Consider the following 26,783-nt stretch of genomic DNA (forward strand, 5'->3'; position numbering starts at 1 on the left):
TATTCCAATAAAAGGGCAGAATATGCGCATCATTTTAATCATCTCGGGCCTCACACTGCTGGCAAGCTGCGGCGTGCCCTTTGTCCCGTTCATCTAACCGCCTGACCTAGGGCATCTCGGTAGGGGTTTCGGGCGGGGCGCACATCGCTTTGATCCCAGTGGCAATTTCGGGCGTGGCGGCAACGGTATCGGCGACGATATCGCGTGCGCTTTGCATAAGCTCCTCGGCTGGCACAATACGATCGACCAAGCCGAACGTTAGTGCCTCTTGGGCGGTGATCTTCTGCCCGCCCATCAGAATAAGCTTGCTGCGCGCAGGGCCGATCAAGGCTGCCATACGTGCGGGGTCGCTGGGTTGGGGCAAGAACCCCAGCTTCATCACTGGATAGAAAAATTTGGCCCCGGGCACGCAGATCCGCAGATCGCAGGCCAGCGCCATCCCCATAGCGCCCCCCGCCAGCGTCCCGTTCAGCGCACAGATGCTCAGCCCCGGCAGCGCGGCAATCGCGCCCGACAGCCTCTCCCATATGTCAGAGACAGCGAGCCCCGCGCGCGCCTCGTCCAGATCGGCACCGGCGCTGAACACTTTGCCAGTACCCGTCAGGATCACCGCGCGGGCGGCTTGGGCGTCTTCCATGAACTCGGCCAGGGCGACCAGCATCTCGTGGGTGAGGGAATTCGCCTTGTCCGGCCGGTTGATCGTCGCGACCCAGACGGGGCCTTCGCGGTCGAAATCGATCATACCAGACCAATCGCTTTGCGGATGCCCTCGTCGCGCAGCGAGATTTCCTCGCCACAGTATGTGTCGGCCTCGGCGCTGCACATCCACAACAGGGCCCGCGCGGGCCAATCGGCGGGAATGTGATCTTCCCACGCCAGTTCGCTGACGGGGTTGATGCCGCTTGCCTTGATCTCGCGCTGCATCTGGGTTGCGACCGTGCCCGGCGACAGACCGATGGCGCGGATCCCGTTTGCGGCTTCCTCCAGGTGGATCGAGCGGCCCATCATGTTCACCGCCGCTTTGGACGCGCAATAGTGGCTCCAGGCTTCGATGGCGTGATGCGCGGCACCCGAGCTGATGGTCAGGATCGACCCGCCGCCTGCGTCTTTCATCACGGGCAAGACAGCGCGCATGCCGTTGTAGACGCCCTTGAGGTTGATATCGATGACCTGCGACCATTCGTCAGGGTCCGACGTGGAAAGATGCGAGATCGGTTCAATCACACCGGCGTTGTTGATGAGCACGTCGACGCCACCAAAGGCCCCCAGCACCGTTTCCACCGCCGAGGACATCTCACCGAAACGGGCCACATTGCAGGGGATCGCGATGGCTTGCTTGCCGATTTCGCCCGCCAGATCGGCAATCGCGTCCTGAGACCGCGCCATCAGCACGACATTCGCCCCTGCGTCTGCAAAAACCCGTGCCGCTTCGGCCCCGATCCCGCGGCTGGCACCGGTGATCATCACGGTTTTACCTGTCATATCCATCGTATAATTCCCTTCGTCATCAATAAGCCCCGCACGGGGCCTGCCGCACGCGGCGTTTGGTGACATCGTTAGCAACTACATTCGCCAGCGCCAATCAAAAGCGCCCCCGCGGGCGGAACATCGCAGATTGGCGCGGGTCGCTTTGCCTTGTAAGGTGGCGTCGGGCGCTTACCTTTAGCGCAACCGCGCTGTCACCGGATAGCCGCCCGCGATTTGCGACAAAGGAATTTTTCATGATCCGCCCTCTCTTCGGCAGTGCCGCCCTTTCAGTTCTTTTCACCTCGTCCAGCGCTTTGGCGGATGTGACGCCGCAGGATGTGTGGCGTGACTGGCAGGACCATATGCAAAGCATGGGCTATGCGCTGACGGCCACCGAAAAGGTATCCGGGGATACGCTCGCGGTGAGCAATGTCCGCTTTGATCTGACGAGCGAGCCTGATCTGGGCCAGATCTCGATGTCGCTTGAACAGCTGAGCCTTGTGCAAAACGACGATGGCACCGTGTCGGTGGTCATGCCCGACGCAATGCCCTTGGTGTTCGAAATCACCCCGACCGACCCGGATGAAGACCGCGTGCGCGCAGCGCTGATCGTGAACCAGACCGGCCAAGACATGCGCGTGAGCGGGACGCCGACCGACCTGAGCAGCGCATATGCTGCCGGTCTGCTGGGCTTTACGCTGGATCAGATGACAGTGGGCGACGAGACCTTCGGCCCCGACAACGCGTCGCTGAATGTGGTGCTGAACAACGTCGAATACGCCTCTAAATCGGTGCTGGACGATATGCGCGCCTATGCGCAGGACGGGTCTATTGCGTCGATGACGTTTGACATGCGCTTCAAAGACCCCAAAGAGCCCGCCATCGCGACGATCAACGGCACCTCGACGGATATGACGTTCGACGGCGACGGGCGGTTGCCGCTTGGTATTGCGCAGGCCAGTGATATGGCCGCCATGCTGCGGGCAGGCATGACCGGCGCGGGCACGTTCACCAGCGGCAACAGCACCATGACGGTAGACATCGAAGATCCCGAGAATGGCAATATGTCTGCCGCTGTCGCCTCTGAAGGGGGGCGTTTGACGGTTGAAACCAGCGCCGACGGCATGAGCTATGCCGGTTCGCGTCAAGGCATGGCGCTGTCAGTGCAGCCGCAGCAGTTTCCTTTCCTTCTGTCCTTCGGCCTCGATAATGCGGCGTTCAACCTAAGCGCGCCGGTGCTCAAGTCCGACGATGCGCAGGACGTGGCCCTTGGGCTGAACCTCGAAGGGTTCACCATGTCGGATATGGTCTGGGGCATGATCAACCCGCAAGGCACCCTGCCCCGCGATCCTGCCAACCTGTCGCTGGATGTGTCCGGCAAGGCGCGGCTGCTGATGGATTACTTTGACCCCGAGGCCGCGACCAGAATGGCCGAGACCGGACAGGTGCCAGCACAGCTGGATAGCGTGAACCTGAATGCGCTGATCGTGGATGCACTGGGGGCCAAGCTGACCGGCAATGGCGCGGTCACATTCGAGCATGACGAGAACGACCCCACGGCGCTCAAGCCGTCGGGCGCTGTAGACCTCAAGCTGGTGGGCGGGAACACCTTGATCGATACGCTGGTGTCCTCGGGCTTGCTGCCTGCGCAGATGGCGATGGGTGCGCGTATGATGATGGGCATGTTCGCCGTCCCGGCCGAGGGTGAGGACGATACGCTGAAATCCAAGCTCGAATTTACCCGCGACGGGCAAATCCTCGCCAATGGGCAGCGGATCAAGTAACCCTTCGCGGCCACGGCCCTCCAGCGACTGGCGTCCCTTGCACAGCTGCGGCAGGGGCGCTAGCAGTCTTTCACCCATTCAAGGAGTATCCCCCCATGTCGCAATCCATTGAGGCGCTGACCAAGTCGTTGCTGCATGCCGCCCGTCAAGCGGGTGCGGATAGTGCTGATGCGATGGCCGTGCGCGGGACATCGGTGAACGTCGATGTCCGTGGCGGGGTGCTGGAACAGGCCGAACGGGCCGAGGGCGTCGATATCGGGCTGCGGGTTTTTGTCGGGCGACGCTCGGCCAATGTCTCTGCTTCCGACACATCGGACCGCACGATCGAGGAAATGGCGATCCGCGCGGTGGCAATGGCGAAAGAGGCCCCCGAAGATCCCTACATCGGCCTTGCCGATCCCGACCAGCTGGCGACGGACTGGGATGTCGAGACGCTTGAGCTTTACGACCCCGCGCCCGAGCCTTCGCCCGAAGCGCTGCAGGATGACGCCGCCCGCGCCGAGGCCGCAGGACTGGCCGTCAAAGGTGTCAGTCAGGTGCAGTCCGCGGGTGCGGGCTATGGCGCGCAACAGGTATTTATGGCGGCCAGCAACGGGTTCGAAGGCGGATACCGCCGTACCGACCGCGGGCTGTCCTGCGTTGCAATCGCCGGCACCGGCACAGGGATGGAGCGGGACTATGACGGCGACAGCCGCATCTTCCAGACCGACCTGCGCAGCCCCGAAGACATCGGCACCAAAGCCGGTGAGCGCGTTCTTGAACGCATGGGGGCACGCAAACCGCCCACGGGGGCCTATCCGGTGTTGTTTGACGAACGCATTTCCTCGGCGCTGATCGGGCATCTTCTGTCTGCGATCAGCGGCACGGCGATTGCACGCGGTGCCTCGTGGCTGCGCGACGCTATGGGCGAACAGGTGCTGCCAAAGGGCATGTCCCTGATCGAAGACCCGTTTCGCCCCCGCGTCGCAGGGTCGCGCCCGTTCGATGGCGAAGGGCTGCCCACGTCGCGCCGCACCATCGTGGACGACGGGATGTTGCAGGGCTGGACCCTTGATCTGGCAACCGCGCGCAAGCTGGGGCTGACCCCGACCGGCAATGCCGCACGCGGCACCGGATCGAACCCCGGTCCGGCCACATGGAATATCGCGCTGTCCCAGGGCAATGCCACCCGCGCGGACCTGATCCGCGATATGGGCACAGGTCTTTTGGTGACGTCGATGATCGGGTCGACCATCAACCCCAATACCGGCGACTACTCTCGTGGGGCGTCCGGTCTGTGGATCGAAAACGGCGAGATCACCCACGCGATCAACGAATGTACCATTGCGGGCAATCTGCGTGATATGCTGCAATCGATTGTACCAGCCAATGACGCGCGCGCGCATCTGAGCCGCGTTGTGCCGTCGCTTCTTGTCTCGGGAATGACCCTTGCCGGCGCTTGATGACCTCTCCCTTCTGATCGAGGCCGCACGCCGCTCGGGCGAGATTGCGACCTCTTTCACCGGCAAGACCGCGCAGCGTTGGGACAAGCCCGATGATGCCGGCCCGGTGACCGAGGCTGACCTTGCGGTGAACGCGATGCTGCACCAGACGCTGACGGCGGCACGCCCGGATTATGGCTGGCTGTCCGAGGAAAGCGACGACGGTACACGGCGGCTGGGGCAGCGTGATCTGTTCATCGTCGACCCGATTGACGGCACACGCAGCTTTATCGAAGGGTCTGACACCTGGTCCCATTCCCTTGCCATTGCGCGCGACGGGAGGATTACGGCGGCGGTGGTGTTCCTGCCCATGCTCGACCGGCTCTATGCCGCGGCGGCGGGGGCCGGTGCCACCCTGAACGGGCAAAGCATCTCTGTCTCGGACATCGCCACATTGCCCGAGGCGACCGTGCTGGCCACGAAACCGGTGATGGACATGCAGCATTGGACCAAGGGCGACCCCGGCTTCAAACGCGCGCACCGTCCGTCACTGGCCTATCGGCTGGGGCTGGTGGGTCAGGGTCGTTTTGACGGCATGGTCACGTTGCGCAAAAGCTGGGAATGGGACATCGCCGCAGGGGCGCTGATTGTCACCGAAGCAGGCGGGCAATGCACCGACCGCACGGGGCAACCCCTGCGGTTCAACAACCCCGATCCACGCCTGAACGGTGTCGTCGCGGGGGGCGATGCCGTCCATGGGGCGCTGCTAAGCGGCCTTGCCCAGACCCAAGCCACCCCTTAGATTGCCCCCAAGGCCATCTGTTTGAAAACAAAGGACCGCGATATGACCCAACGCTTGCACCTCGTCTTTGGGGGCGAACTGATTTCGCCCACCGGTACCGCGTTCAAAAACGTCGATGACATCCATGTCGTCGGGATTTTTCCGAACTACGCCAGCGCCTATGACGCCTGGAAAAACGAGGCACAGCGCACGGTCGATAATGCGCATATGCGGTATTTTATCGCGCATCTGCACCGTCTGCGCGACGAAGAGGCTGCGGCCTCCTCTACCGAAGAGCTGGGGTAAACTCTTATGGCGCGGTCGCTTGGGCTGTCGGCCTATCGCGCCTTTACCGGTCGCGGGGGCGTGCCGCCATTCACCCCCGTGGCCAAGCGCCCCACCGGAGAGCTGGTCTGGTGCCACGCCCCCGAACCCGGCAGCTTGTTCGCGATACAGGATCTGGCCATTCGCCTGTGCCGGAGCCGTCCGGGGCTGAGTGTTCTGATCACCGTCCCCCAAGCCTTGGTGCCGGTCGACCTGCCGCCGTGTAGCGAAGCCGACGTGCTGATCGATACGCTGCCCGAAGACCACCCGACGCTTGCCAAAAACTTTATCGATTACTGGCAGCCCGACGCCTGTGTCTGGGCATGGGGGCGACTGCACCCGAATATGATTGCAGAGATGACCACACAGGCCTGCCCGATGTTCCTGATCGATGCCGACAGCGACGGCTTTGACGGGCGACGCGACCGGTGGCTGCGCGATCTGACCCGCGATCTGCTGATGCATTTCTCGGCGATCATGACGCGGTCGGAGGCGGGGATGCAACGGCTTGTCCGGCTTGGGCTCGCCCGCAAGGACATAGAGCTGACCCCCGCCCTTCAGGCCGGTGGCCGCGTGTTGCCTTGTATGGATTCCGATCTGGCCGATCTGTCAGCTGCGGTTGTGGGTCGCCCGATCTGGTTCGCCAATCAGGTGCTCGAGGGTGAGCTGAACACTGTGCTCACCGCGCACCGCCAAGGGCTCCGTCTGTCACACCGGCTGTTGCTGATCCTCGCGCCCGCCGACCCCAAGCAGGCCGATGTTTTCGCGCAGCGGATGGAGGATCAGAACTTTCGCGTGCTGCGATGGGGCGACGCGGGCTATCCCGATGCCTCGACTCAGGTGATGATCGCCGATGATCCGGCAGAGATCGGCTTGTTCTACCGGCTGGCCCCTGTGTCCTTTCTGGGCAACTCGCTGATCAACGGCAGCGGTGGCTGTGATCCGTTCGAGGCCGCGGCCCTGGGATCGGCTGTGCTGTACGGGCCGAAAGTCCGGCGGTATCTGCCACTTTATACCCGGCTGGCTGCCGAAGGGGCCGCGCGGATCGTGAATGATGCCACAGCGCTTGGCACCGCCGTGAACCGGCTGATCGCGCCAGATCAGGCAGCGACGATGGCGCAGGCGGGGTGGGATGTGATCAGCCGCGGTGCGGCCGTCACCGACAAGGTGATTGACCTTGTGCAGGAAACGCTTGACCAGCGAGAGACCACATCATGAAACGCGCCCCCGCCTTTTGGCACCGTCCCACGCCCGATTGGCGCGCGCGCCTGTTGCAACCTCTGGGCGCGCTTTATGCGCGTGCCACTGCCCGAAGGCTGGCGGCGGGCACGCCGCTGCGTCTGGATATTCCGGTGGTCTGCGTCGGCAACATCAACGCCGGAGGCACGGGCAAAACGCCAACGGTCATGGCTGTCGTCGAACATCTGCGCGACAGGTATCACACGCCCCATGTGGTGTCGCGCGGTTACGGCGGCACGCTGAAGGGGCCGGTGCAGGTTGATCCGTCGCGCCACACCGCCGCACAGGTGGGGGATGAACCGCTGCTGCTGGCCGCCTTTGCCGATGTCTGGGTTGCGCAGGATCGCGCAGCGGGGGCGCAGGCCGCGGCGGACGCAGGGGCCTCGGTGATTGTCATGGACGACGGCTTCCAGAACCCCGCGCTGCATCAGGACCTATCGATTGTGGTGGTGGATGCGGCCAAGGGGTTCGGCAACGGGCTGTGCCTGCCTGCGGGCCCCTTGCGCGAACCCGTTGCTACGGGTCTGGCGCGGGCGGATATCGTGCTGTCCATCGGTGGCGCCGCAGATCAGGCGCAGTTTGACGCGACCGACCTGCCCCGCGGGCTGCCGCATGTGCGTGCCGAACTCACCCCCCTGCAAACGGGGATGGATTGGTCCGACACCCGCGCGCTGGCATTTGCAGGGATCGGCCACCCCGAGAAGTTTTTTGCCACCCTGCGCGATCTGGGGGCAGAGATTGTCCACGCCGAAGCGCTGGAGGATCACCAGCCGCTGAACCCTGCGCTGATGGGACGGCTAGAGGCGGATGCCGCCCTGCGCGGCGCACAGTTGGTCACAACAGAAAAAGACGCGGTGCGTCTGCCCGCGTCTTTCAGAATGAAGGTGATAACCCTGCCTGTGCGACTGAAGTTCGATCCTGAAAACGCGCTATTTGCCGCGCTGGATCAACTGCCGAAACCGGCATAACCGCCAGAGCTTCCAGCGAAGCTCCGGCAGCGTGTCGGGGCGAACCTAGTCGTCCTGCCCCAGCTTTGGCGCGGCGCGATGCAAAGCCAGTTCAGCGCCCGAGAATTTGAACGGCGACCGGATGCCCGGCACCCCGTCCAGCTCGACCTTCATGCCACGCGCGATGACTTGGGGGTCTTCGAACATATCGGCCATGTCGTTGATCGGCCCGGCTGGCACGCCCTCTGCCTCGCAGGCGGCGAGCAGATCGTCGCGGGTGCGTTGGCTGGTAGCCCCATTCAGACGGCGGATCATCTCGGGCCGGTTGGCGACGCGGTCGGCGTTCTTGGCATAGTCGGCCGAACTTGCCATATCATCCAGCCCCAGCATCCGGCACAGCCGTTGGAACTGCCCATCATTGCCCGTGGCAATGATCAGATGCCCGTCAGAGGATGTGAACACCTCGTAGGGGGTCAGGTTCGGGTGTGCGTTGCCCATCCGCGTCGGCGCATTGCCCGTGGTCAGATAGTTCATCGCCTGATTGCCCGTCACCGCAACAGCGCAATCCAGCAGTGCCATGTCAATATGCTGGCCCACGCCGGTCTGGCTGCGCTGGTGTACCGCTGCCAGAATGGCCGTGGTGGCATAGACGCCGGTAAAGATATCGGTGATCGCCATCCCGTGTTTCTGCGGCTGACGGTCGGGTTCACCCGTGATTGACATCAGGCCGGACATGCCTTGGATGATGAAATCATAGCCCGCGCGATGCGCATAGGGGCCGTCTTGCCCGAAACCGGTGATCGAGCAATAGATCAGCTTGGGGAACTGCTTGGACAGGCTGGCGTAATCCATCCCGTATTTGGCAAGCCCGCCGGTTTTGAAATTCTCGATCAGGATGTCGGCATCGGCCAAAAGCTCTTTCATCTTGGCCTGACCCTCATCAGTGGTCAGATCGACAACAACCGAGGCTTTGCCCCGGTTGGCCGAATGGAAATACGACGCGGATTTATCTTCCCCGCGCTCGATGAACGGAGGCCCCCACTGGCGGGTATCGTCGCCCGCCGGGCTTTCGACCTTGATCACCTCGCAGCCGAGATCCGAAAGCGTCTGACCGGCCCAAGGGCCTGCCAGAATACGTGCCAGCTCAATAACCTTGAGCCCTGCCAGCGGGGCCGCCATTATTCTTCCAGCGCTGCGTCGATGATCTCTTTCATCTCGGCATAGGGCATGTTGGAGTATTTCTTGCCGTTGATGATGAAGCTTGGCGTGCTGTTGATGTCATCCGCCTTCTGGTTTTCTTCCCACCATGCGACCAGCGACTGTGCTTTTTCACCGTCTTGCAGACAGGCGTCCAGTTCAGCGTTGTCGAGCCCGGCCAGACGGCCGATTTTGCGCAACTCTTCGACGATCGCGGCAGGCTCTCCGGCGCGGACCCATTCGGACTGACCGGCATAGATCATGTCGGTGATGCCAAAGAACTTGTCCTCGCCACCGCAGCGCGACACCATCGACGCCCAAAGGCCGTAGCGGTCAAAATAGACCTCGCGGTAGGTGAAGCCGATTTTGTCGTTGTCGATGTAATCCGCCTTGAGCTGCTGGAACGGGCCTTGGTCAAAGGCGGCGCAGTGCGGGCAGGTGTAGGATGCGTATTCGATGATCTGGACCGCTGAATCGGGGTTGCCCAATGTCATGTCCTGAATTTCGGTGGTTGCAGCAGGTGCATCCGCCTCTGCCGTGTCGGCTGACTGCGCGTTGGCCGCGCTGACCAGCGGGTTGATCGGTGTGCTGTTCACGGCATTTGTACCGCTGAAAGCGTACCAGCCACCTGCTGCAGCTACGGCAACAGCCGCAAGGATGGGGAATGTCGGTTTCATGTGATTTCCTTTTTCAGCGTTTGGTCTTGTTCAATATGTTCTCGCCCAGACGTGCAAGTGCATCGCGCAGGGCCTCGTTCGCGACAGGGCTGACGGTTTCGGCAGCACGCTGTTGCAAGACGGGGTCGTTCGGCGGTTCGGGATGGGTCTTGGGTTGCGGCGCAAAAGCGACCTGGCCTTCGGCAAAGCCGGTGGCAGCCGTCTGGGTCACCCGCACCCGCGCAATCGCGTTGAACCCGTAAATGGCGTTCACCTTGGCGCGCAGCTGTTCCTTCTGCATCTCCAGCATGGGCGCATTTGCCCCTGTCGTCAGCAAGGTCAGCGTCGCCCCCATACCGCCGCGGCCATAGCTGACCTCAACAGGGCGCGAGATGGCCGCGACGTCCTGACCGACGATTTCGGCCCATTGGGTCAACAGACGGGATTGGGCAAAGCCGCGAGTCTCGCTCGCCTGACGGATCTTGGCCGAAAGCAGGCTATCCGTCCTTTTGAACCCTTTTGTACTGGTACGCCGTGGCGCCATGACTATCTTTCCCGAATGACTAGCCACAACATAGCGATCCCGCCTCGTATCACCAGCCATACCCAACCGAAAAGGTTATAAACATTGCGTGACACCGACCCCTCCGGCGACCTCCCGCTGATCCTTCTGGAATGGTACGATGTCCATGCGCGCGCGATGCCTTGGCGCGTGCCGCCAGCGGCGCGGGCGGCGGGCGTGCGCCCCGATCCCTACCGCATCTGGCTGAGCGAGGTGATGCTGCAACAAACCACCGTCGCAACCGTGCGCGACTATTTCCAACGGTTCACCGCGCGCTGGCCGACGGTCGCTGATCTGGCAGCTGCTGCGGATGCGGATGTGATGGGAGAATGGGCCGGACTGGGCTATTATGCCCGTGCCCGCAATCTGCTGAAATGCGCCCGCGCTGTGGTGGCCGATCATGACGGCCACTTCCCCGCCGACCACGCGGCCTTGCTGAAGCTGCCGGGAATTGGCCCTTATACTGCTGCGGCTGTATCCTCTATCGCGTTTGATCTGCCGTTCACGGTGCTGGATGGCAATGTCGAACGGGTGATGGCGCGGCTTTATGACATCCACACCCCCCTGCCCGCCGCCAAGCCCGACCTCATGGCACGTGCTCAGGCGCTTACCCCAACCACCCGTCCCGGAGATTACGCCCAAGCGGTGATGGATCTAGGGGCCACGATCTGCACCCCCAAATCCCCTGCCTGCGGCATTTGTCCGTGGCGCGCCCCCTGCCTTGCCCGCCGCAATGGCACGGCGGCCGAACTGCCCAAGAAGACCCCGAAGAAGCCGAAACCGATCCGCCATGGCACGGTCTATCTGGGGCAGCGCGCGGATGGTGCCTGGCTGCTTGAGACGCGCCCCGACAAAGGGTTGCTCGGCGGTATGCTCGGGTGGCCCGGCACCGACTGGATCGAGGCCGACGGCTCGCGCCCCGCAGGCACGCCGCCTGCCCCCGCCGACTGGCACCCCCTTGCCGGGGAGGTGCGGCACACGTTCACGCATTTCCACCTGATGCTGACCGTCATGCACGCGCCCCTAACGAATGACACGGTGCCAGCACGCGGGCACTTTGTCACGCGGGATGATTTCCGCCCGTCGGACCTGCCCACGGTGATGCGCAAAGCCTATGACTTGCTACGTTAGCGGCGGCGCGGCATAGTTTGTCGCAGCCAAAGCTGTGCCCGATCCCCTTGGGCCAGATAACCCGAAAAGGCCGTGCAGCATGACCTCGCCCACCACAAACATAAGCACCGACCAGCTGTCGCAGTTCCGGCGTGCGCTGCCTTTTGCCCTGTCCTTCGCGCTGATCCCGCTGGTCTGGATCTCCGCCACCGTCGGCGGCTGGACCGTGATCCTGATGCCGCTGGTCACATGGTATCTGTTTTCGATCATCGACGCGATCGCGGGGCTGAACCTTGATAACGCCGATCCGGACGCATCAGACGGCGACCTGTTCTGGTATCGCATGATCACGACCGCGTGGATGCCGGTGCAATTTCTCACGCTGTTCGGGTTGCTATGGTACGCGCCACAGGCCGTGCATCTGTCCGGCTGGGAGAAAGCCGCCGTCTTCTTCGGCGTCGGCGTCATGACGGGCACCATCGGGATCAACTACGCCCACGAGCTGATGCACCAACGCAATAGACGCGAACGCTTCTGGGCCGATGCGCTGCTGGCGATGGTGCTCTATTCGCACTTCCGGTCTGAACATCTGCTGGTGCACCACCGCTATGTCGCCACCCCGCGCGATCCGGTGACCGCACGCTATAACGAAGGGTTCCACCGCTTTTACCCGCGCGTGCTGCGGCAATCGCTGGTGTCCAGCTTTCAGGCCGAAAAATCGATGCTGGCACGCAAGGGCAAACCCTGGATCGACCTGAGCAACCCGTTTTTCAAATACTGGGCGCTGCAAGCAGGCTGTCTGATCCTCGCCGTGGTCCTTGGCGGTTGGGTCGGGCTGGGCCTGTTCCTGCTGCAAGCGGGCGTGGCGATCTGGCAGCTTGAGCTGGTGAATTACATCGAACACTACGGTCTGACGCGCAAACATCTGGGTGACGGCAAATATGAACACGTCCAGCCGCGTCATTCGTGGAACGCAGCGCATAAGGCGTCCAACTGGCTGCTGATCAATCTGCAACGCCATTCCGACCACCACTATAAACCCGACCGGCGGTTTCCCGTGCTGCAAACCTATGGCGACGCAGAAGCACCGCAACTGCCCTATGGCTACCCCGTCATGACAATGGCCGCGATGATGCCCTGGGTCTGGCGGCGCGTGATGAACCCACGGGTGCGGGAATGGCGCCGGACCTACTACCCCGAGATCACAGACTGGGCCGAGTATAACGCAGGCAAGACCCCCTATCCCCGCTGAACATCGCTGAACCTTCCTGACCGCCTGAAACGAAAAAGACCCCGCCAATGAAAGGCGGGGCCAAGGTGAGTGTCCTTATGGGCACGCCTTCTCATGAGGCGGCAAGGACACCGGCGGTGTTCGTAAATAGGGTGTGAAAGTGGGGAGAGGCCTAGTTGGCCATCTCTGCCCGGATCTGCTGGCGCAAGATATCGATCGGCACGCGTTTGCCGTCTTTCTTGTAGCACCAATATGTCCAACCATTGCAGCTTGGCGCTTTCTCATAAGCCGCACCGACTTGGTGGATCGATCCTTTAACCTCGTTCCCGACAAGCGTGCCATCGGCACGGACCTTGGCGGAATACCGGCCGTTAAGGGAATAAAGCTCTTCGCCCGGGCGCAGCATGCCACGTTCAACCAGCTGGCCAAACGGCACGCGCGGCTCGGCGCGTTTCGAGGTGGTGGTCTGCAACGCTTCTTTGTCGAACTTGCGCACGGATTTGATCCGCTTTTCGGCAACCTTGCGATACGCCTCTTCCCGTTCAATCCCGATAAAGTCGCGGCCCAGCATCTTGGCAACGGCGCCTGTGGTGCCAGTCCCAAAGAACGGATCAAGCACGACATCACCGGGGTTGGTGGACCCCACAAGGATACGGTGCAACAGGCTTTCGGGTTTTTGCGTCGGATGCGCTTTATCGCCCATCTCGTCCTTCAGACGTTCGTGACCGGTGCAGATCGGCAGCACCCAATCACTACGCATCTGGATACCTTCGTTCAGCGCTTTCAACGCTTCGTAGTTGAAGGTGTATTTGGAATTCTCGTCCTTGCCGGCCCAGATCATGGTTTCATGCGCATTGGTAAAACGCTTGCCGCGAAAGTTCGGCATCGGGTTCGACTTGCGCCACACCACGTCGTTCAAGATCCAGAAACCCGCATCCTGCAATGCGGCACCAACGCGGAAAATATTGTGATAGCTGCCAATAACCCAGATCGCGCCATTGGGTTTCAACAGACGCCGCGCGGCTTTCAGCCATTCGCGGGTAAACTTGTCATAGACGGCAAAGCTGGAAAACTGGTCCCACGCATCATCGACCGCATCCACCTTTGAATTGTCGGGGCGATGCAAGTCGCCACGCAACTGCAGGTTATAGGGGGGATCTGCAAAGATAAGGTCCACCGACTCTGCCGGAAGCGCATTCATCGCTTCGATACAGTCGCCAGAAATGATCGTGTTTAAAGGGAGTGCTGCCGCACCCTTGGTCATCGTCTTCATAATAGCTGCCTCTTGCCCGGCACATTGTGTGCTCTTGGTTATCCACAAGATGCCCCGACAGACGATTCCTGGTCAATTTCTTTTTTGAATCAAGTGGTTAGTTATTTATCTTGATACAACATGTTGTGTACGGGTTTGAACAAACGTCTATGGTGTGGGGTCACACCAATTTTCTGCAACGCCTCCATGTGCTTTTTCGACCCGTATCCCATGTTGGTTTCCCAGCCATATCCGGGGTGCTGTTGCGCCAAGGACAACATGACACAATCTCGACATATTTTGGCCGCAATTGATGCCGCGGAAATCGACTGCGACCGAGCGTCTCCCTTGATCACGGGTTCGGCAGGCAAGGTCAGATCGCGCGGGATCACATTGCCGTCGATCAACGCATAATCGGCGGGGGTCTTCAGCCCCTCCAGCGCGCGCAGCATGGCAAGGTGGCTCGCCCTCAGGATGTTGAGCTCTTCAATCTCTTCGACCGAGGCATGGGCAACGCTGACATCCGCAACCTGCAAAAGCTCTTCATACAGGCGTTCTCGCGCAGGTTTGGTCAGCTTTTTTGAATCGTTCAGCCCCTCGGGAATGCGATCCGGGTCCAGCACCACGGCAGCGGCAGTGACCGGCCCCGCCAAGGGCCCGCGCCCCACCTCGTCCACGCCGGCGACCCGCTCAAAGCCGCGCGCATGGGCGGCCCGTTCAAATTCAAAATCTGGTTTCATGACCCGTGAAAACCCCAACCCGCGCCAAAGCTCAAGCCCCGCCCACGCGAATTGTGACCTTGCGAAGACTGCGATGTCACAATCGCAAAAGATATCCACAGCACATAAGAAAGGGAGGGATGCCCGAACATCCCTCCCTTCCCCACCCGAGAGCATCGAAATGCCCCCGGTATTGGCACGCTGAGATTAACCGCGCGCCAAACTGTATCCCGCGCCGCGCAGGCAGCGGGCGTCATACCCATAGCGGGTGCCCCGATGGGTCCGGATCTGCTGCGCGCATTGCTGCGGCAGACGGTTGGCATGACGGAAATTATTCTCAAGACAGCGGCGGCCGAACATCAGCACCTGACCGCGACGCGTGTCAAAACTCTGGAAACACTGTTTGGGCAGCAGCTTGGCGTTGGCATGGGTGTGATGCTGCTTGCGCTTGTAGCCCTTGGGCAGCGGACGCGGCTCTACCCGGTGGCGCGATTGCGGCGCGCGGTAGACGGGCACGCGCTCGGCCCGTTGAGGGCGTGGAGCGCGGTACACAGTGTTTGGCGCGTGGCGGTGCTTTGATACTTCCTGCCGGGCACGTTCCTCGTCACGCTTGTTCTTGTCGTGAATGATCTTGCCGACAATGGCCACGCCCAAAACACCGACCGCGATTTTCGCCAGATCCCTGTTGCGGTCGCCCGCGGCGGCGGGGGCAGCAGTAAAGGCGGTGATAGCGACGGCTGCGGCTGCAATCGAGGCGATGAATTTATGGTGCAATGTAAAGCGCATTGTCTGATCCTTTCGGTTGGGGGCAACATGGGAAGCACCCCATGCAAAGCCATCAAGAGCGAGGCCGTGGGATCAAACTGGCCGCACCCCCCTCAGACAGGCAATAACACCCCCCTGTTATCGAATAACAAAGCGGTACAGACCCAATGGATATTGAATATCCGCCCGGATAGGCGCAGTCTGATCGTCATGAAACACATCCTCCTTTCCCTGGCTGCTGCGGGGCTTCTGGCCCTCTCCGCCCCCTCTGCCCAAGCGGCGGAATGTTTTGCCGACTACAAGGCAAAGCAGGAAAACCCCTTGCGCCTGCATTATGGTGTGGCGCAGGTATCCGGTGACTGCAGCCGTGCCTCGGCGCAGGCCCAATTGACGGACCGGCTGGCTGCAAATGGCTGGACGTTGCTGACGATCGTCTCTGTCTTTGGCAAGGATGGCCTAAACCAAAGGAAAGCGAGTGCCGGACCAAATTTCCTCCGCTTCTGAGATGCGCCGCACGGGCGGGCGTTTTGTCGGCGGTGGTATCGCGGCCGTTGTGACGATCATTCTGATCGGCGCAGGGCTGTTGCTATGGGCCCTGCCCGACGCCAATGCCTTTAACGCGCAGGTGGAACGCATCTTTGTCGAGAACGACGATCTTACGACTCAGGCCGAAATCAAACTGCTTGAAATTCTCGCACAATCGGGCACCGCGTTTTCCGAAACCCTGTCGAGCTACCGGATCGTGATCATCGTGCTGCTGGTCTTTGCGACGGCCATGCTGGTCGCGGCGCTGGTGTTCCTGATCATGCTCGTGGGCTTCAACCGCCGCATGGCGCAGATCGAACGGGTGGGGATACAAGTAAACTCGCTCCTCATCAGCCGCGAGGAAAACACCGTCTACCTCAACAACCTCGGCTTCAAACTGACCGCCGCCGCGATGGAAACGATGTCGGTCCTTGCCGAAGCGCGCATGGATGACGATGTGCTCTCAGGCTCCGAGATCGAGGGCATGATCTCGGGCCGGACCGCCGCTGACTGCGACGAAGCAGCAGGGGCCACGCGCATCAAACGTCTGCGCGATACATTGGGCAACCAGATCGTGTCGGAACTGCTGGTCAAGAATATCGCGCGGCGCGGCTATATGCTGGCCATCGACAAAGACGTGATCAAGGTCATCTGACCTCTTCATTTTGCCCTGAAAACTCCGGGGGAGTCGCGCCTGCGCGACGGGGGCAGCGCCCCCCTGCCCGGTCTCGTGTCATCCGCGACATTCACCCCCGCTTTGTCGATCCGCGCTTTATCAGCTCCACGCCGAGCCGGATATGCGGCGTGTGGATGGCCGCGCGGTCAGCGATTGCGTCCCGAAGCAGGGTCATTGCCCCTGCACCGACCTCGTAGCGCGGCGTCGCGACAGAGGTAATGCCCGGGTTCAGGTGCCGCGACATTTCAAGGTCGTTGAAGCCGCAGATACCCAGATCGTTGGGGACGTTGATGCGACGGCGTTCGGCCTCGAACAGCGCGCCGGCGGCGAGGTCGTCATTATTGCAGAACACAGCATCGGTGTCTGGCGCTTGCGCAAGAAGATCGCTCAGCAGTTGCCCGCCCATACCCACCGAGGACGGGTAGGTCGTCGTGATCACGCGGCTCGGATCATACACGCCGCGCGCCTGCGCTTCGGCTGTGAACCCCGCAAGCCGCGCCTGCGAGCGCGGGTCCATTCGCGCGCCCAGAAATCCGGGCTTTTTGTACCCCGCATCAATCAAGTGCCGCGTGCCTTCGACCGCACCATCGTAGTGTGAGAACCCGATCATGAGATCAATCGGAGAGTCCGACACGTCCATAATCTGCACGACGGGACAGGGCGCGGACTTGAGCAGGGTTCGTGCTGCGTCGGTTTGGTCGATCCCTGCCACAATCAGCCCCGCCGGACGCTGACGCAGGAAGGTACGCAAAAGGTTTTCTTCCTTGCTGGGGCTATAGCGGAAATTACCGATTTGCACCGATAAGCCCGACCCGTCGATCACATCGTAAACACCGCGCAAGACGTCAGAAAACACCGCGTTGGTCAGCGATGGGACCAGCAGACCCACCACATTTGTCCGCTCGGACGCAAGCGCCGAAGCGGCTTGATCCGGTACATACCCAAGCAGTTCGATCGCAGCCTGAACCTTCTTTCGCACACCAGCCGAGACCATGTCGGGGGCACGAATCGTCCGCGATACCGTGATAGCGCTGACACCGGCCTCTGCCGCGACTTCATTCAACGTAACCCGCTTGTATTTAGTGTTCTTTTCCATGTGATAAAACCTATCACGTGCACAGCTCTTTGGGAATAGTTGACAGATGACAGCGCTGTCATTAGCGTCCGCCCATCGTCACCGTTTACGGTTACGACTTTTTAGGGAGGATAAATACATGCGCTTTACCGCTAGGCTTCTGGCCGCAACCGCACTTGTCAGCGCCGGGCTGGCCGGTGCCGCTGCTGCACAAGATTTTTCGCTCAAGTTCCAGTCATCTGATCCGGCAGGCAACGCCAACTTCTTGCTGCAGCAAGAATGGGCCAAAGACGTCGCCGCCAAAACCGACGGCCGCGTCGAGGTCGATCTGCTGCCCGTTGAAACAATCGTCGCCCATACTGAATCTCAGGATGCCGTGGCGGCTGGCATTATCGATGGCCACGTCACCGATACCTCTTATTTCGCAGGGAAAGAGCCGGCGTTTGGTCTGATTGCCAATCCGGTCGGGGCATGGTCAGACCCGCAGCAGATGTTCGACTTTATGGAGAACGGCGGCGGCAATGAGCTGATGAACGAAATGCTTGAACCCTACGGTTTGCATTTCATCGGCGCGACGACCCCCGGCCTCGAGGCGTTTCTGTCGAAGGTGCCGCTGGACGGTGTGGACGATCTGAAGGGGCTGAAGATGCGCGCCCCCGAAGGTATGGTGCAGAAAGTCTTTGCCGCGGCGGGCGCGTCTCCGGTCAACCTGCCTGGCTCCGAGGTCTTCACCTCGCTTGACAAGGGTGTGATCGACGCTGCGGATTATACCGTCTTCTCGACCAACCACGCGCAGGGCATGCATGACGTGGCAAACCATCCTGTATACCCCGGCTTCCACTCCATGCCGCTGGTCGAGGTGTCGATCAACAAAGGTGTATGGGATTCGATGCCCGAGGATATCCAAAGCGCATTGGTGGAGTCCGTAAAAGACTTCCGGCAGCTCCAGGTGTCGACCTTGGCCGAACGGGACATGGCCGCGGTGAAAGAAGCCGAAGCCAACGCCGATATCACCGTGCACAATTGGTCCGATGAAGAGCGTGCGAAATTCCGCGCCTTCGCCAAGACCGAATGGGAGAAGGCGGCCGAAGCATCCGACGCATCGCGCAAAGTCTATGACACGCTGACCGCCTATCTCGAAGAAAACGGGCTGCTGCAATAAGCGCCGAAGCACCAGCACCCTTCCGGACAGACCAGAGGGGTGAACGCTCGGGAGGGGCATATGCAAGACAGGACAGATCCCAAGGTCGCGGCCAGCGCACCCGTGGATATTGACGCACCCAAGGGGGCGATCCCAGAGGCCGGGCTGCTAGGGCGCGGCATCGACCGGATCGGCATCCTTTTTGCCTTTGCGATCCTCGCCTCTGCCGCGATCCTAGGGATCGAGGTGGTCTTGCGCTATGTCTTTGACGCCCCGACGATCTGGGCGCATGAGACGGTGATCTTTCTGAATGCCACCGCTTTTGTCTATGGGGGGCTCTATGTTGTATCGCGGGATGCGCATATCCGTGTGGTCCTGATCTATGACTACCTATCAGCCCCGTGGCGGCGCGTTTTCAATGTGGTAATTTCGCTGGTCTGCCTCGTGGCGACAGCCTTCTTCGGCTGGGCCGCATGGCAAAGCCTTGTGCGAGCGGTCTGGACGCCAACCGGCGCGATCCGGCTGGAAAGCAGCGGCAGCGCATGGGATCCACCCACGCCGGGGATGCTTAAAATCTTTCTCTTTACAATTCTCGTGGTCATGGCCGTGCAGTTCGCTGTGCTTGCTTGGAACTACATGACAAAACAGGACCGGTGATGGACCTTCTCACAGCGCTGTTCGACTTTAAGGCCATGGGGATCGAAGTGGCGACAGGGGCGATGTTCGTCACCTTGTTCCTGCTGCTGATCACCGGCATGCCACTGGCTTTCGTGACCCTGCTCGTGGCGCTGATTTTTGCGCTTGGCTGGTTCGGTCCAATGGCCGTGCCGTTGATCACCAGCCGCATCTTCAGCTTCGTCAATTCCTTCGTCTTCGTGTCCGTACCGATGTTCGTATTGATGGCCGCGATCCTTGATCGGTCGGGCATTGCACGCGATCTGTTCGACGCCATGCGCGTGGTCGGTGGCCGTCTGCGGGGCGGCATCGCGATCCAGACTTTGCTGGTCGCCGTGGTGCTGGCCGCCATGTCCGGCATCATCGGGGGCGAGGTGGTGCTGCTGGGTCTGCTGGCACTGCCCCAGATGTTGCGGCTTGGTTATGACCGGCGTCTGGCCATCGGCGTATGCTGCGCGGGCGGGGCCTTGGGGACAATGGTGCCCCCGTCCATCGTGTTGATCATCTATGGTCTGACGGCGTCCGTCTCTATCGGGGATCTGTTTACCGCGTCCTTCCTGCCCGGTCTGATGCTGGCAAGCTTCTATATCATCTACGTGCTGGTGCGGGCCTACATGAACCCCGACATCGCCCCGATCCCGGAACCGGACGAGACCTCGACAGCCGAGAAGATGCGTCTGCTCAAAGGGTTGATCTTGCCAATCATGGTGGTGATCTTTGTGCTGGGGTCGATCTATGGCGGCATTGCCTCGGTCACCGAAGCCTCTGCCATCGGGGTGATCGGCGTGACCCTGTCCACGATGATCCGCGGCGAATTCACCACAGAGCTGATGGTGGGCGCGGCCAAGCGGACGCTCGCGACCGTCGGGATGATCGTCTGGATCGGGATCGGAGCCTCGGCACTGGTCGGGGTCTTTAACCTGATGGGCGGCATCACCTTTGTCTCTAACCTGATCACCGGCGTGTCCGACAATCCAACCGTGATTGTCTTGTTCATGATGGCGATCCTCTTTGTCCTTGGGATGTTTCTGGACTGGGTAGGGATTGCGCTGCTGACCATGCCGATCTTTGTCCCGATCATTCGCGATCTTGGTCTTGATCCTGTGTGGTTCGGTGTGGTCTTCGCCATGAACATGCAGGTCAGCTTCCTGTCGCCGCCCTTTGGTCCTGCCGCCTTCTATCTCAAGTCGGTGACACCATCCGATATCTCTTTGGGAGAGATCTTCCGCTCTCTCCTGCCCTTCATTGCCCTTCAAATCCTCGCGCTCGCTATTCTCATTGCCTTCCCGGGCGTGACCGGCCGCTGAAAGACGAATTATGACCGACACCAAATCTCTGCGCTCCCGTAAGTGGTTCGACAATCTCGACGATCCGGAGATGACCGCGCTTTATATTGAACGCTACCTGAACTACGGGCTCACGCTTGAAGAACTGCGGTCAGGCAAGCCGGTGATCGGGATCGCGCAGACCGGCAGCGACCTGAGCCCGTGCAACCGCCACCATATCGAGCTGGCCAAACGGACCCGCGACGGGATCATCGCCGCCGGAGGCATCCCGATGGAAATTCCGGTGCACCCTATCCAGGAAACCGGCAAGCGTCCGACCGCGATGCTGGACCGTAACCTCGCTTATCTTAGCCTCGTCGAAAGCCTGTATGGCTACCCGATCGACGGCGTCGTGCTGACCATTGGCTGTGACAAAACCACGCCGGCGCTGCTGATGGCAGCGGCGACGGTGGGCATGCCCGCCCTGGCCTTCTCTGTCGGGCCGATGCTGAACGGCTGGCACCGGGGCGAACGTGCAGGATCGGGGTCGGTGATCTGGCAGGCGCGGCAAGAGCTGGCGGCCGGCACAATCGACGCCGAAGAATTCCTCGAGATCGCGGCCTCTTCCGCCCCCTCGGTCGGGTTCTGCAACACGATGGGCACCGCGTCGACGATGAACTCCCTGTCAGAGGCTCTGGGTATGCAGCTGCCCGGCGTTGCCTCTATCCCCGCACCTTACCGCGAACGCGGGCAAGCGGCCTATCATACGGGAAAACGTATCGTTGATATGGTCCATGCAGACCTGCGCCCGGCCCAGATCATGACCCGCGAAGCCTTCGAGAATGCCATCGTCGTCAACTCCGCACTAGGCGGTTCAACAAATGCGCCGATCCACCTCAATGCCATCGCCGCGCATCTTGGCATCGCGCTGAGCAACGGAGACTGGGAGGAATTCGGCCACGCCGTGCCACTCCTCGTCAATATGCAGCCGGTCGGCACCTATCTGGGCGAAGACTTCCACCGAGCGGGGGGCACAGCCGCTGTGATCGGTGAATTGTTGCGGGCCGGGCTTTTGCCACATCCCGATGCGCTGACTGTAACCGGTCAAACGATCGCCGAACTCTACACCGACACGCCGATCCTTGATGAGGATGTGATCCGCCGCGCGGCGTCACCGTTGAAACCCAATGCCGGTTTCCTGAACATGCGCGGCAACCTGTTCGACAGCGCCTTGATGAAAACCTCTGCCATCGACGCGGGCTTTCGGGCGCGCTATTTCTCGAACGCACAAGAGGCATTTGAAGGCCGTGTCGCGGTATTCGACGGACCAGAAGACTTTCACGCCCGCATCGATGACCCCGCGTTGGGGCTGACCGACGACAGTGTTCTGGTGATGCGTGGCGCAGGGCCCAAGGGCTATCCCGGCGGGGCCGAGGTGGTGAACATGCGCCCGCCAAGCTATCTGATCAAACAGGGCGTCCGCGCCCTGCCGTGTATCGGCGACGGGCGGCAGTCGGGCACCTCTGGCTCCGCGTCGATCCTTAATGCATCGCCCGAAGCTGCGGATGGGGGCGGGCTTGCGCTGTTGCAAGACGGCGATCCGATCCGGATCGACCTGAAACAGCGCCGCGTTGATGTGCTGCTGGATGAAACCGAGCTTGCCGCGCGCCGCGCTGCGCTGGACGCTGCGGGGGGCTATGCGCAGCCAGAAAGCCAATCCCCCTGGCAAGAGATCTTCCGCGAGAAAGTACGCCCCTTCTCCGAAGGTATGGTCTTTGAAGGCGCTACCGAATACCGCGACATCACAAGCCGCGGCCTGCCGCGCAACAACCACTGACCCATGCGCGACTTCGATATTATCTGCATCGGCGAACCGCTGGTCGAGTTCAACCAGATCAACGGGACGCAGTGGCATCAGGGGTTCGGTGGTGACGTGTCAAACGTCGCCATTGCCGCTGCCCGTCTCGGCGCGCGCAGCGCCATGGCGACGTGCTTGGGCGACGACGGTTTCGGGCAAGAGCTTCGCAATCTTTGGAGCCGCGAGGGCGTCGATGCCTCCTGCGTTGCGACGGACGCATCGGCCCCGACGGGGCTCTACTTCGTGCGGCACGGGTCGGATGGGCACCGGTTCGAGTATCGCCGCGCAGGGTCTGCTGCCAGCCGAATGACCGCAGACAGCTTGCCTGTTGACGCCATAGAGCGCGCCCGGTTCACCCATCTGTCCGGCATCACTCTGGCGATCAGTGCCAGCGCGCGCGATGCCGGTCTGGAGGCGATGCGTATCGCACGGGCGGCCGGACGGCAGGTGTCTTTCGATCCGAACTTGCGGCTGGCGCTCTGGCCCCTTGAGCAAGCCCGTTCCGTGATTACCCAAGCGCTCGGGCTGGCGGATATCGCGCTGCCGGGTCTGGATGACGCGCGCCAGATTACGGGGCTGGACACCCCCGAAGGCATTGTGCGGGCGTTTCACGAAATGGGGCCGGACATCGTCGCCCTGACCCTCGGAGAGGACGGCGCGCTTCTGGGGCACGCCGGAACGATAACGCATATCCCCGGCGTTCGGGTCACAGCCGTCGACGCCACAGGTGCCGGAGACTGTTTCGACGGGGCCTTCCTGACCCGCCTGTCAAAAGGCGACACCCCCGAAGCCGCATGCCACTACGCCGTCGCGGCCTCTGCGCTGTCTGTCCAGGGCTACGGCGCCGTCGCCCCGCTGCCCACTGTTGCCGACATGGCGGCGGGTTAAGCAAACGTCTGCGCGGGCGGGGGCAGCGCCCCCTCTGGACACTCCGTAATGCTTGACCCTAGGGTACGCCGAAACAGCACCAAGGATCATGCCCATGCCAGCCCCCTTCAACGCATTCAAACAGGCTTTGAAACAAGGCGACACCGTCTTTGGCTGCTGGCTGGGTCTTGCGGACACCTATAGCGCCGAACTGATGGGGACCGCCGGTTTTGACTGGCTGGTGATCGACGGCGAACACGCGCCGAACGACCTGCGCTCTATCATGGCGCAGCTTCAGGTGCTTGAAGCCTCTGACAGCCATCCCGTCGTGCGCGTCCCCGTGGGGGAGACCTATCTGATCAAACAGATGCTGGATGCGGGGGCGCAGACCCTGCTGGTGCCTATGGTGGATAACGCCGATCAAGCCCGCCAGCTGGTGCGCGATGTCACCTATCCGCCTCACGGCGACCGCGGTGTCGGCTATGCGCTGACCCGTGCCGCGCGTTTCTCGCAGATCGCGGATTACGGCACCACGGCGGATGATGAGATCTGCCTGCTGGTGCAGGTCGAAAGCGTGAAAGGCCTTGAGAACCTGAATGCGATCCTCGCGGTCGACGGGATCGACGGCGTGTTCATCGGCCCTGCGGATCTGGCGGCTGATATGGGGTACATGGGCAATGCGCTCCACCCCGAGGTGCAAGACGCGATCATGACCGCGCTGCACAAGGTACACGCGGCGGGCAAGGCACCGGGCATCTTGTCGACCCACGACGACATGACCCGCGACGCGCTTGAGGCCGGGGCGCAGTTTGTTGCGGTCGGGGCGGATGTTCTGCTGCTCAGCCACGCGGCGCAAGCGCTTGCGGGCAAATGGCGTGACACACTGACATGACGCGCGGGGTAGCTTTGTTGGGGCTGGGCTATGTGCTCAGCCAGTTTTTCCGTGCCTTTCTGGCCGTGCTCAGCCCGTCACTGCGCGTTGATCTGGGGGCCACGCCCGAAGACCTCGCCTTTGCGTCGGGGCTTTGGTTCTTCTCCTTTGCGGCGATGCAACTGCCTGTGGGATGGGCGCTGGATACAGTCGGGCCGCGGCGCACGGCGGCCAGCTTGCTGCTGGTGGGCGGGGGCGGCGGGGCGGCTTTGTTCGCGGTGGCGACGCAGCCGCTGCATATCAATCTGGCGATGGTCCTGATCGGGATCGGCTGTGCGCCGGTGTTGATGGGAGCCTACTATATATTTGCGCGTGAATTCGCACCAAGCCGCTTTGTCGTGCTCGCCTCTGTCATGGTGGGCATCGGCACGCTTGGCAATCTCGTCGCATCCTATCCGATGGCGATTGCGGCGGAAACGATCGGCTGGCGCGCGTCTCTTTGGGGGCTTTGCGCCATCACCACGCTCACGGCGGTTGGCATCTGGAGCGTCGTGCGCGACCCCGCCACCCCCGAAGGGGAGCAACGCGGCAGCCTTCTTGGCGTGTTCAAGATCAAGGCGCTGTGGTTCATCTTTCCCATCATGAGCGTCAGCTACGCCCAGGTCGGCGCGTTGCGCGGGCTTTGGATCGGCCCCTATTTCGAGGATGTCTTTGCCGCGAACGCTCACCAGATCGGCTGGGCGACCCTATTGATGGGCATCGCGATGGTGGCAGGCAGTCTTGCCTATGGCCCGCTGGACCGCGTGATCGGCAGCACAAAATGGGTGATTGTCGGGGGCACGGCGCTGAACCTTGCGGCCTTGGTGGCGCTTATGCTTTTCCCCGACAGTGGCATCATTCTTGCCACCGCGCTGATGGCCGCTGTCGGTTTCTTTGGCGCGACCTATGCGGTGATCATCGCCCACGGCCGCAGTTTTATGCCGCCGCAGCTGGTCGGGCGGGGCATGACCCTGTTGAACCTGTGCAGCATTGGTGGCGTTGGCGTGGCGCAGTTCCTGTCGGGCCGCGTCTATGCGGCCAGCCAGCCCGCCGTCACCGCGCAGGCCCCCTATGTGATGATTTTCACCCTGTTTGCCGGGCTCATGGCAGCGGGTCTGTTCGTCTACCTGTTTTCCCGCGATGCAGGCGAATAGGCCACGCCCCCTTCCCCCGCGGGCCCAAGCGGTATAAGAGGCCCGCACCATCACATTTTAGTATTGGAGTTTTAAGATGGGTTATCGCGTCGTCATCGCGGGTGCCACAGGCAATGTGGGCCGTGAAATGCTGAACATTCTGGCCGAGCGCCACTTCCCTGTAGACGAAATCGTGGCACTTGCCTCGCGCAAGTCTATGGGATCCGAAGTCAGCTTTGGCGACAAGACGCTCAAGACGAAAGACTTGGATACGTTCGACTTCACGGGCTGGGATATGGCGCTGTTCGCCGTCGGTTCGGAAGCGACCAAAAAATACGCACCCAAGGCCGCCAAGGCCGGTTGCGTGGTCATCGATAACTCGTCTCTGTACCGCTACGATCCCGATATCCCGCTGATCGTGCCAGAGGTGAACGCCGACGCGATCCACGATTATTCCAAGAAAAACATCATCGCGAACCCGAATTGCTCGACCGCGCAGATGGTTGTCGCGCTCAAGCCGCTGCACGACCGCGCCACGATCAAACGTGTTGTCGTGTCGACCTACCAGTCGGTGTCCGGTTCGGGCAAAGATGGCATGGACGAACTGTGGGACCAGACCAAATCGATCTACAACCCCACCGACGACAAGCCCGCGAAGAAATTCACCAAACAGATCGCCTTTAACGTGATCCCGCATATCGACGTCTTCATGGACAGCGGTGACACGAAAGAAGAATGGAAGATGATGGTAGAGACGAAGAAAATCGTCGATCCCAAAATCAAGGTCACAGCGACCTGTGTCCGCGTTCCGGTCTTCGTGGGCCACGCCGAATCGATCAACATCGAGTTCGAAGAGCATCTGGACGAGAACGAGGCCCGCGACATCCTGCGCGAAGCCCCCGGTATCATGGTGATCGATAAGCGCGAAGACGGTGGCTATGTCACCCCCGTTGAGTGTGCGGGCGATTTCGCAACCTTCATCAGCCGCATCCGTCAGGACAGCACGATCGACAACGGTCTGAACCTGTGGTGTGTCAGCGACAACCTGCGCAAGGGTGCCGCATTGAACGCCGTGCAGATCGCGGAACTGCTGGGCCGCGAAGTGTTGAAAAAAGGCTAAGCGCCCCCTGATCTTTATGTTGGGAAAGGCCAGTGCGATGCGCTGGCCTTTTTCATGTCCGGCATGTTCAGATCAACGCTGCC

27 protein-coding genes are annotated in these 26,783 nt (G+C 61.5%); 18 read left to right on the forward strand and 9 right to left on the reverse strand.

The window, feature by feature from the left end; genetic code table 11:
* Positions 1-106: 106 nt before the first annotated feature.
* A complete protein-coding gene (locus tag C1J04_RS00715) occupies positions 107-742 on the reverse strand; it encodes an enoyl-CoA hydratase/isomerase family protein (RefSeq protein ID WP_009825520.1) in 636 nt (211 codons plus the stop codon).
* Positions 739-1,488 (reverse strand): SDR family oxidoreductase, encoded by a 750-nt coding sequence (locus C1J04_RS00720; RefSeq protein ID WP_037953985.1) that lies wholly within the window; start codon positions 1,486-1,488, stop codon positions 739-741. The genes C1J04_RS00715 and C1J04_RS00720 overlap by 4 nt, the downstream gene beginning before the upstream one ends.
* A gap of 233 nt (positions 1,489-1,721) precedes the next feature.
* Between C1J04_RS00720 and C1J04_RS00725 the strand changes: the two genes are divergently transcribed.
* From C1J04_RS00725 to lpxK, 6 genes are all read left to right on the forward strand, one after another.
* On the forward strand, positions 1,722-3,251 hold the full coding sequence (locus tag C1J04_RS00725; RefSeq protein WP_009825522.1) for a DUF2125 domain-containing protein: 1,530 nt from the start codon (positions 1,722-1,724) through the stop codon (positions 3,249-3,251).
* Positions 3,252-3,346: 95 nt separating this feature from the next.
* Positions 3,347-4,693 (forward strand): TldD/PmbA family protein, encoded by a 1,347-nt coding sequence (locus tag C1J04_RS00730; protein ID WP_009825523.1) that lies wholly within the window; start codon positions 3,347-3,349, stop codon positions 4,691-4,693.
* Positions 4,680-5,474: a 3'(2'),5'-bisphosphate nucleotidase CysQ gene (locus C1J04_RS00735; RefSeq protein ID WP_009825524.1), complete on the forward strand. Its 795-nt coding sequence runs from the start codon at positions 4,680-4,682 to the stop codon at positions 5,472-5,474. The genes C1J04_RS00730 and C1J04_RS00735 overlap by 14 nt, the downstream gene beginning before the upstream one ends.
* A gap of 42 nt (positions 5,475-5,516) precedes the next feature.
* Positions 5,517-5,759 carry a DUF4170 domain-containing protein gene (locus C1J04_RS00740; protein ID WP_005850395.1) on the forward strand — a complete coding sequence of 81 codons (243 nt, stop codon included), beginning with the start codon at positions 5,517-5,519 and terminating at the stop codon, positions 5,757-5,759.
* A gap of 6 nt (positions 5,760-5,765) precedes the next feature.
* Positions 5,766-6,995: a 3-deoxy-D-manno-octulosonic acid transferase gene (locus tag C1J04_RS00745; RefSeq protein WP_009825526.1), complete on the forward strand. Its 1,230-nt coding sequence runs from the start codon at positions 5,766-5,768 to the stop codon at positions 6,993-6,995.
* Positions 6,992-7,984 carry a tetraacyldisaccharide 4'-kinase gene (gene lpxK / locus C1J04_RS00750; protein ID WP_009825527.1) on the forward strand — a complete coding sequence of 331 codons (993 nt, stop codon included), beginning with the start codon at positions 6,992-6,994 and terminating at the stop codon, positions 7,982-7,984. Before C1J04_RS00745 ends, lpxK begins: the two co-directional genes overlap by 4 nt.
* Positions 7,985-8,029: 45 nt before the next feature.
* Here the strand turns inward: lpxK and C1J04_RS00755 are convergent, their stop codons facing one another.
* Genes C1J04_RS00755 through C1J04_RS00765 form a run of 3 tightly spaced genes read right to left on the reverse strand, consistent with a single transcriptional unit; the run spans position 8,030 to position 10,360 of the window.
* A complete protein-coding gene (locus tag C1J04_RS00755) occupies positions 8,030-9,142 on the reverse strand; it encodes a CaiB/BaiF CoA transferase family protein (RefSeq protein ID WP_009825528.1) in 1,113 nt (370 codons plus the stop codon).
* Positions 9,142-9,837, reverse strand: a complete 696-nt coding sequence (locus C1J04_RS00760) for a DsbA family protein (RefSeq protein ID WP_009825529.1) — start codon at positions 9,835-9,837, stop codon at positions 9,142-9,144. Before C1J04_RS00760 ends, C1J04_RS00755 begins: the two co-directional genes overlap by 1 nt.
* 13 nt (positions 9,838-9,850) lie before the next feature.
* The gene (locus tag C1J04_RS00765) at positions 9,851-10,360 is read right to left on the reverse strand and encodes a DUF721 domain-containing protein (protein WP_005850403.1); all 510 of its coding nucleotides are present in this window, start codon (positions 10,358-10,360) and stop codon (positions 9,851-9,853) included.
* Positions 10,361-10,444: 84 nt separating this feature from the next.
* Between C1J04_RS00765 and C1J04_RS00770 the strand changes: the two genes are divergently transcribed.
* Both C1J04_RS00770 and C1J04_RS00775 read left to right on the forward strand, forming a co-directional pair.
* A complete protein-coding gene (locus C1J04_RS00770) occupies positions 10,445-11,509 on the forward strand; it encodes an A/G-specific adenine glycosylase (RefSeq protein ID WP_009825530.1) in 1,065 nt (354 codons plus the stop codon).
* 79 nt (positions 11,510-11,588) lie between these two features.
* Positions 11,589-12,740: an alkane 1-monooxygenase gene (locus tag C1J04_RS00775; RefSeq protein ID WP_009825531.1), complete on the forward strand. Its 1,152-nt coding sequence runs from the start codon at positions 11,589-11,591 to the stop codon at positions 12,738-12,740.
* Positions 12,741-12,891: 151 nt separating this feature from the next.
* Here the strand turns inward: C1J04_RS00775 and C1J04_RS00780 are convergent, their stop codons facing one another.
* The 3 genes from C1J04_RS00780 to C1J04_RS00790 form a co-directional block, all read right to left on the reverse strand.
* Positions 12,892-13,992, reverse strand: a complete 1,101-nt coding sequence (locus C1J04_RS00780; protein ID WP_005850409.1) for a site-specific DNA-methyltransferase — start codon at positions 13,990-13,992, stop codon at positions 12,892-12,894.
* Between the two features lie 101 nt (positions 13,993-14,093).
* The gene (locus C1J04_RS00785) at positions 14,094-14,711 is read right to left on the reverse strand and encodes a ribonuclease HII (RefSeq protein WP_009825532.1); all 618 of its coding nucleotides are present in this window, start codon (positions 14,709-14,711) and stop codon (positions 14,094-14,096) included.
* Between the two features lie 186 nt (positions 14,712-14,897).
* Positions 14,898-15,476, reverse strand: a complete 579-nt coding sequence (locus C1J04_RS00790) for a hypothetical protein (protein ID WP_009825533.1) — start codon at positions 15,474-15,476, stop codon at positions 14,898-14,900.
* 189 nt (positions 15,477-15,665) lie between these two features.
* Between C1J04_RS00790 and C1J04_RS00795 the strand changes: the two genes are divergently transcribed.
* Together C1J04_RS00795 and C1J04_RS00800 are read left to right on the forward strand one after the other, a co-directional pair.
* On the forward strand, positions 15,666-15,959 hold the full coding sequence (locus C1J04_RS00795; protein ID WP_009825534.1) for a hypothetical protein: 294 nt from the start codon (positions 15,666-15,668) through the stop codon (positions 15,957-15,959).
* A gap of 1 nt (position 15,960) precedes the next feature.
* Positions 15,961-16,635, forward strand: a complete 675-nt coding sequence (locus C1J04_RS00800; RefSeq protein WP_009825535.1) for a winged helix-turn-helix domain-containing protein — start codon at positions 15,961-15,963, stop codon at positions 16,633-16,635.
* Between the two features lie 91 nt (positions 16,636-16,726).
* Here the strand turns inward: C1J04_RS00800 and C1J04_RS00805 are convergent, their stop codons facing one another.
* On the reverse strand, positions 16,727-17,752 hold the full coding sequence (locus tag C1J04_RS00805; protein WP_009825536.1) for a LacI family DNA-binding transcriptional regulator: 1,026 nt from the start codon (positions 17,750-17,752) through the stop codon (positions 16,727-16,729).
* Between the two features lie 118 nt (positions 17,753-17,870).
* Here C1J04_RS00805 and C1J04_RS00810 point away from each other — a divergent pair, with 118 nt between their 5' ends.
* From C1J04_RS00810 to C1J04_RS00845, 8 genes are all read left to right on the forward strand, one after another.
* A complete protein-coding gene (locus C1J04_RS00810) occupies positions 17,871-18,893 on the forward strand; it encodes a TRAP transporter substrate-binding protein (protein ID WP_009825537.1) in 1,023 nt (340 codons plus the stop codon).
* Positions 18,894-18,953: 60 nt separating this feature from the next.
* A complete protein-coding gene (locus tag C1J04_RS00815; RefSeq protein WP_009825538.1) occupies positions 18,954-19,529 on the forward strand; it encodes a TRAP transporter small permease subunit in 576 nt (191 codons plus the stop codon).
* Positions 19,529-20,854, forward strand: coding sequence for a TRAP transporter large permease (locus C1J04_RS00820; protein WP_009825539.1), 1,326 nt, complete (start codon positions 19,529-19,531; stop codon positions 20,852-20,854). The genes C1J04_RS00815 and C1J04_RS00820 overlap by 1 nt, the downstream gene beginning before the upstream one ends.
* A 10-nt stretch (positions 20,855-20,864) precedes the next feature.
* Complete coding sequence (locus C1J04_RS00825) at positions 20,865-22,649, forward strand: IlvD/Edd family dehydratase (RefSeq protein ID WP_005850424.1); 1,785 nt, start codon at positions 20,865-20,867, stop codon at positions 22,647-22,649.
* A gap of 3 nt (positions 22,650-22,652) precedes the next feature.
* Complete coding sequence (locus C1J04_RS00830; protein WP_114865226.1) at positions 22,653-23,558, forward strand: sugar kinase; 906 nt, start codon at positions 22,653-22,655, stop codon at positions 23,556-23,558.
* Between the two features lie 94 nt (positions 23,559-23,652).
* Complete coding sequence (locus tag C1J04_RS00835) at positions 23,653-24,429, forward strand: aldolase/citrate lyase family protein (RefSeq protein ID WP_037953988.1); 777 nt, start codon at positions 23,653-23,655, stop codon at positions 24,427-24,429.
* Positions 24,426-25,601, forward strand: a complete 1,176-nt coding sequence (locus tag C1J04_RS00840; RefSeq protein ID WP_009825542.1) for an MFS transporter — start codon at positions 24,426-24,428, stop codon at positions 25,599-25,601. The genes C1J04_RS00835 and C1J04_RS00840 overlap by 4 nt, the downstream gene beginning before the upstream one ends.
* A gap of 76 nt (positions 25,602-25,677) precedes the next feature.
* Entirely contained in the window at positions 25,678-26,700 is a 1,023-nt protein-coding gene (locus C1J04_RS00845; protein WP_005850430.1) for an aspartate-semialdehyde dehydrogenase, read from the forward strand.
* Positions 26,701-26,783 lie beyond the last annotated feature (83 nt).

Source organism: Sulfitobacter sp. SK025, from assembly GCF_003352105.1.
Lineage (GTDB): Bacteria > Pseudomonadota > Alphaproteobacteria > Rhodobacterales > Rhodobacteraceae > Sulfitobacter > Sulfitobacter pontiacus.

Excerpts from the sequence above, each read along its gene's own strand:
- C1J04_RS00715 (WP_009825520.1), bottom strand. The coding sequence starts at position 742 with ATGATCGATTTCGACCGCGAAGGCCCCGTCTGGGTCGCGACGATCAAC.
- C1J04_RS00720 (WP_037953985.1), bottom strand. The coding sequence starts at position 1,488 with ATGGATATGACAGGTAAAACCGTGATGATCACCGGTGCCAGCCGCGGG.
- C1J04_RS00725 (WP_009825522.1), top strand. The coding sequence starts at position 1,722 with ATGATCCGCCCTCTCTTCGGCAGTGCCGCCCTTTCAGTTCTTTTCACC.
- C1J04_RS00730 (WP_009825523.1), top strand. The coding sequence starts at position 3,347 with ATGTCGCAATCCATTGAGGCGCTGACCAAGTCGTTGCTGCATGCCGCC.
- C1J04_RS00740 (WP_005850395.1), top strand. The coding sequence starts at position 5,517 with ATGACCCAACGCTTGCACCTCGTCTTTGGGGGCGAACTGATTTCGCCC.
- C1J04_RS00745 (WP_009825526.1), top strand. The coding sequence starts at position 5,766 with ATGGCGCGGTCGCTTGGGCTGTCGGCCTATCGCGCCTTTACCGGTCGC.
- lpxK (WP_009825527.1), top strand. The coding sequence starts at position 6,992 with ATGAAACGCGCCCCCGCCTTTTGGCACCGTCCCACGCCCGATTGGCGC.
- C1J04_RS00755 (WP_009825528.1), bottom strand. The coding sequence starts at position 9,142 with ATGGCGGCCCCGCTGGCAGGGCTCAAGGTTATTGAGCTGGCACGTATT.
- C1J04_RS00760 (WP_009825529.1), bottom strand. The coding sequence starts at position 9,837 with ATGAAACCGACATTCCCCATCCTTGCGGCTGTTGCCGTAGCTGCAGCA.
- C1J04_RS00765 (WP_005850403.1), bottom strand. The coding sequence starts at position 10,360 with ATGGCGCCACGGCGTACCAGTACAAAAGGGTTCAAAAGGACGGATAGC.
- C1J04_RS00775 (WP_009825531.1), top strand. The coding sequence starts at position 11,589 with ATGACCTCGCCCACCACAAACATAAGCACCGACCAGCTGTCGCAGTTC.
- C1J04_RS00780 (WP_005850409.1), bottom strand. The coding sequence starts at position 13,992 with ATGAAGACGATGACCAAGGGTGCGGCAGCACTCCCTTTAAACACGATC.
- C1J04_RS00785 (WP_009825532.1), bottom strand. The coding sequence starts at position 14,711 with ATGAAACCAGATTTTGAATTTGAACGGGCCGCCCATGCGCGCGGCTTT.
- C1J04_RS00790 (WP_009825533.1), bottom strand. The coding sequence starts at position 15,476 with ATGCGCTTTACATTGCACCATAAATTCATCGCCTCGATTGCAGCCGCA.
- C1J04_RS00795 (WP_009825534.1), top strand. The coding sequence starts at position 15,666 with ATGAAACACATCCTCCTTTCCCTGGCTGCTGCGGGGCTTCTGGCCCTC.
- C1J04_RS00800 (WP_009825535.1), top strand. The coding sequence starts at position 15,961 with ATGCGCCGCACGGGCGGGCGTTTTGTCGGCGGTGGTATCGCGGCCGTT.
- C1J04_RS00805 (WP_009825536.1), bottom strand. The coding sequence starts at position 17,752 with ATGGAAAAGAACACTAAATACAAGCGGGTTACGTTGAATGAAGTCGCG.
- C1J04_RS00810 (WP_009825537.1), top strand. The coding sequence starts at position 17,871 with ATGCGCTTTACCGCTAGGCTTCTGGCCGCAACCGCACTTGTCAGCGCC.
- C1J04_RS00815 (WP_009825538.1), top strand. The coding sequence starts at position 18,954 with ATGCAAGACAGGACAGATCCCAAGGTCGCGGCCAGCGCACCCGTGGAT.
- C1J04_RS00820 (WP_009825539.1), top strand. The coding sequence starts at position 19,529 with ATGGACCTTCTCACAGCGCTGTTCGACTTTAAGGCCATGGGGATCGAA.
- C1J04_RS00825 (WP_005850424.1), top strand. The coding sequence starts at position 20,865 with ATGACCGACACCAAATCTCTGCGCTCCCGTAAGTGGTTCGACAATCTC.
- C1J04_RS00830 (WP_114865226.1), top strand. The coding sequence starts at position 22,653 with ATGCGCGACTTCGATATTATCTGCATCGGCGAACCGCTGGTCGAGTTC.
- C1J04_RS00835 (WP_037953988.1), top strand. The coding sequence starts at position 23,653 with ATGCCAGCCCCCTTCAACGCATTCAAACAGGCTTTGAAACAAGGCGAC.
- C1J04_RS00840 (WP_009825542.1), top strand. The coding sequence starts at position 24,426 with ATGACGCGCGGGGTAGCTTTGTTGGGGCTGGGCTATGTGCTCAGCCAG.
- C1J04_RS00845 (WP_005850430.1), top strand. The coding sequence starts at position 25,678 with ATGGGTTATCGCGTCGTCATCGCGGGTGCCACAGGCAATGTGGGCCGT.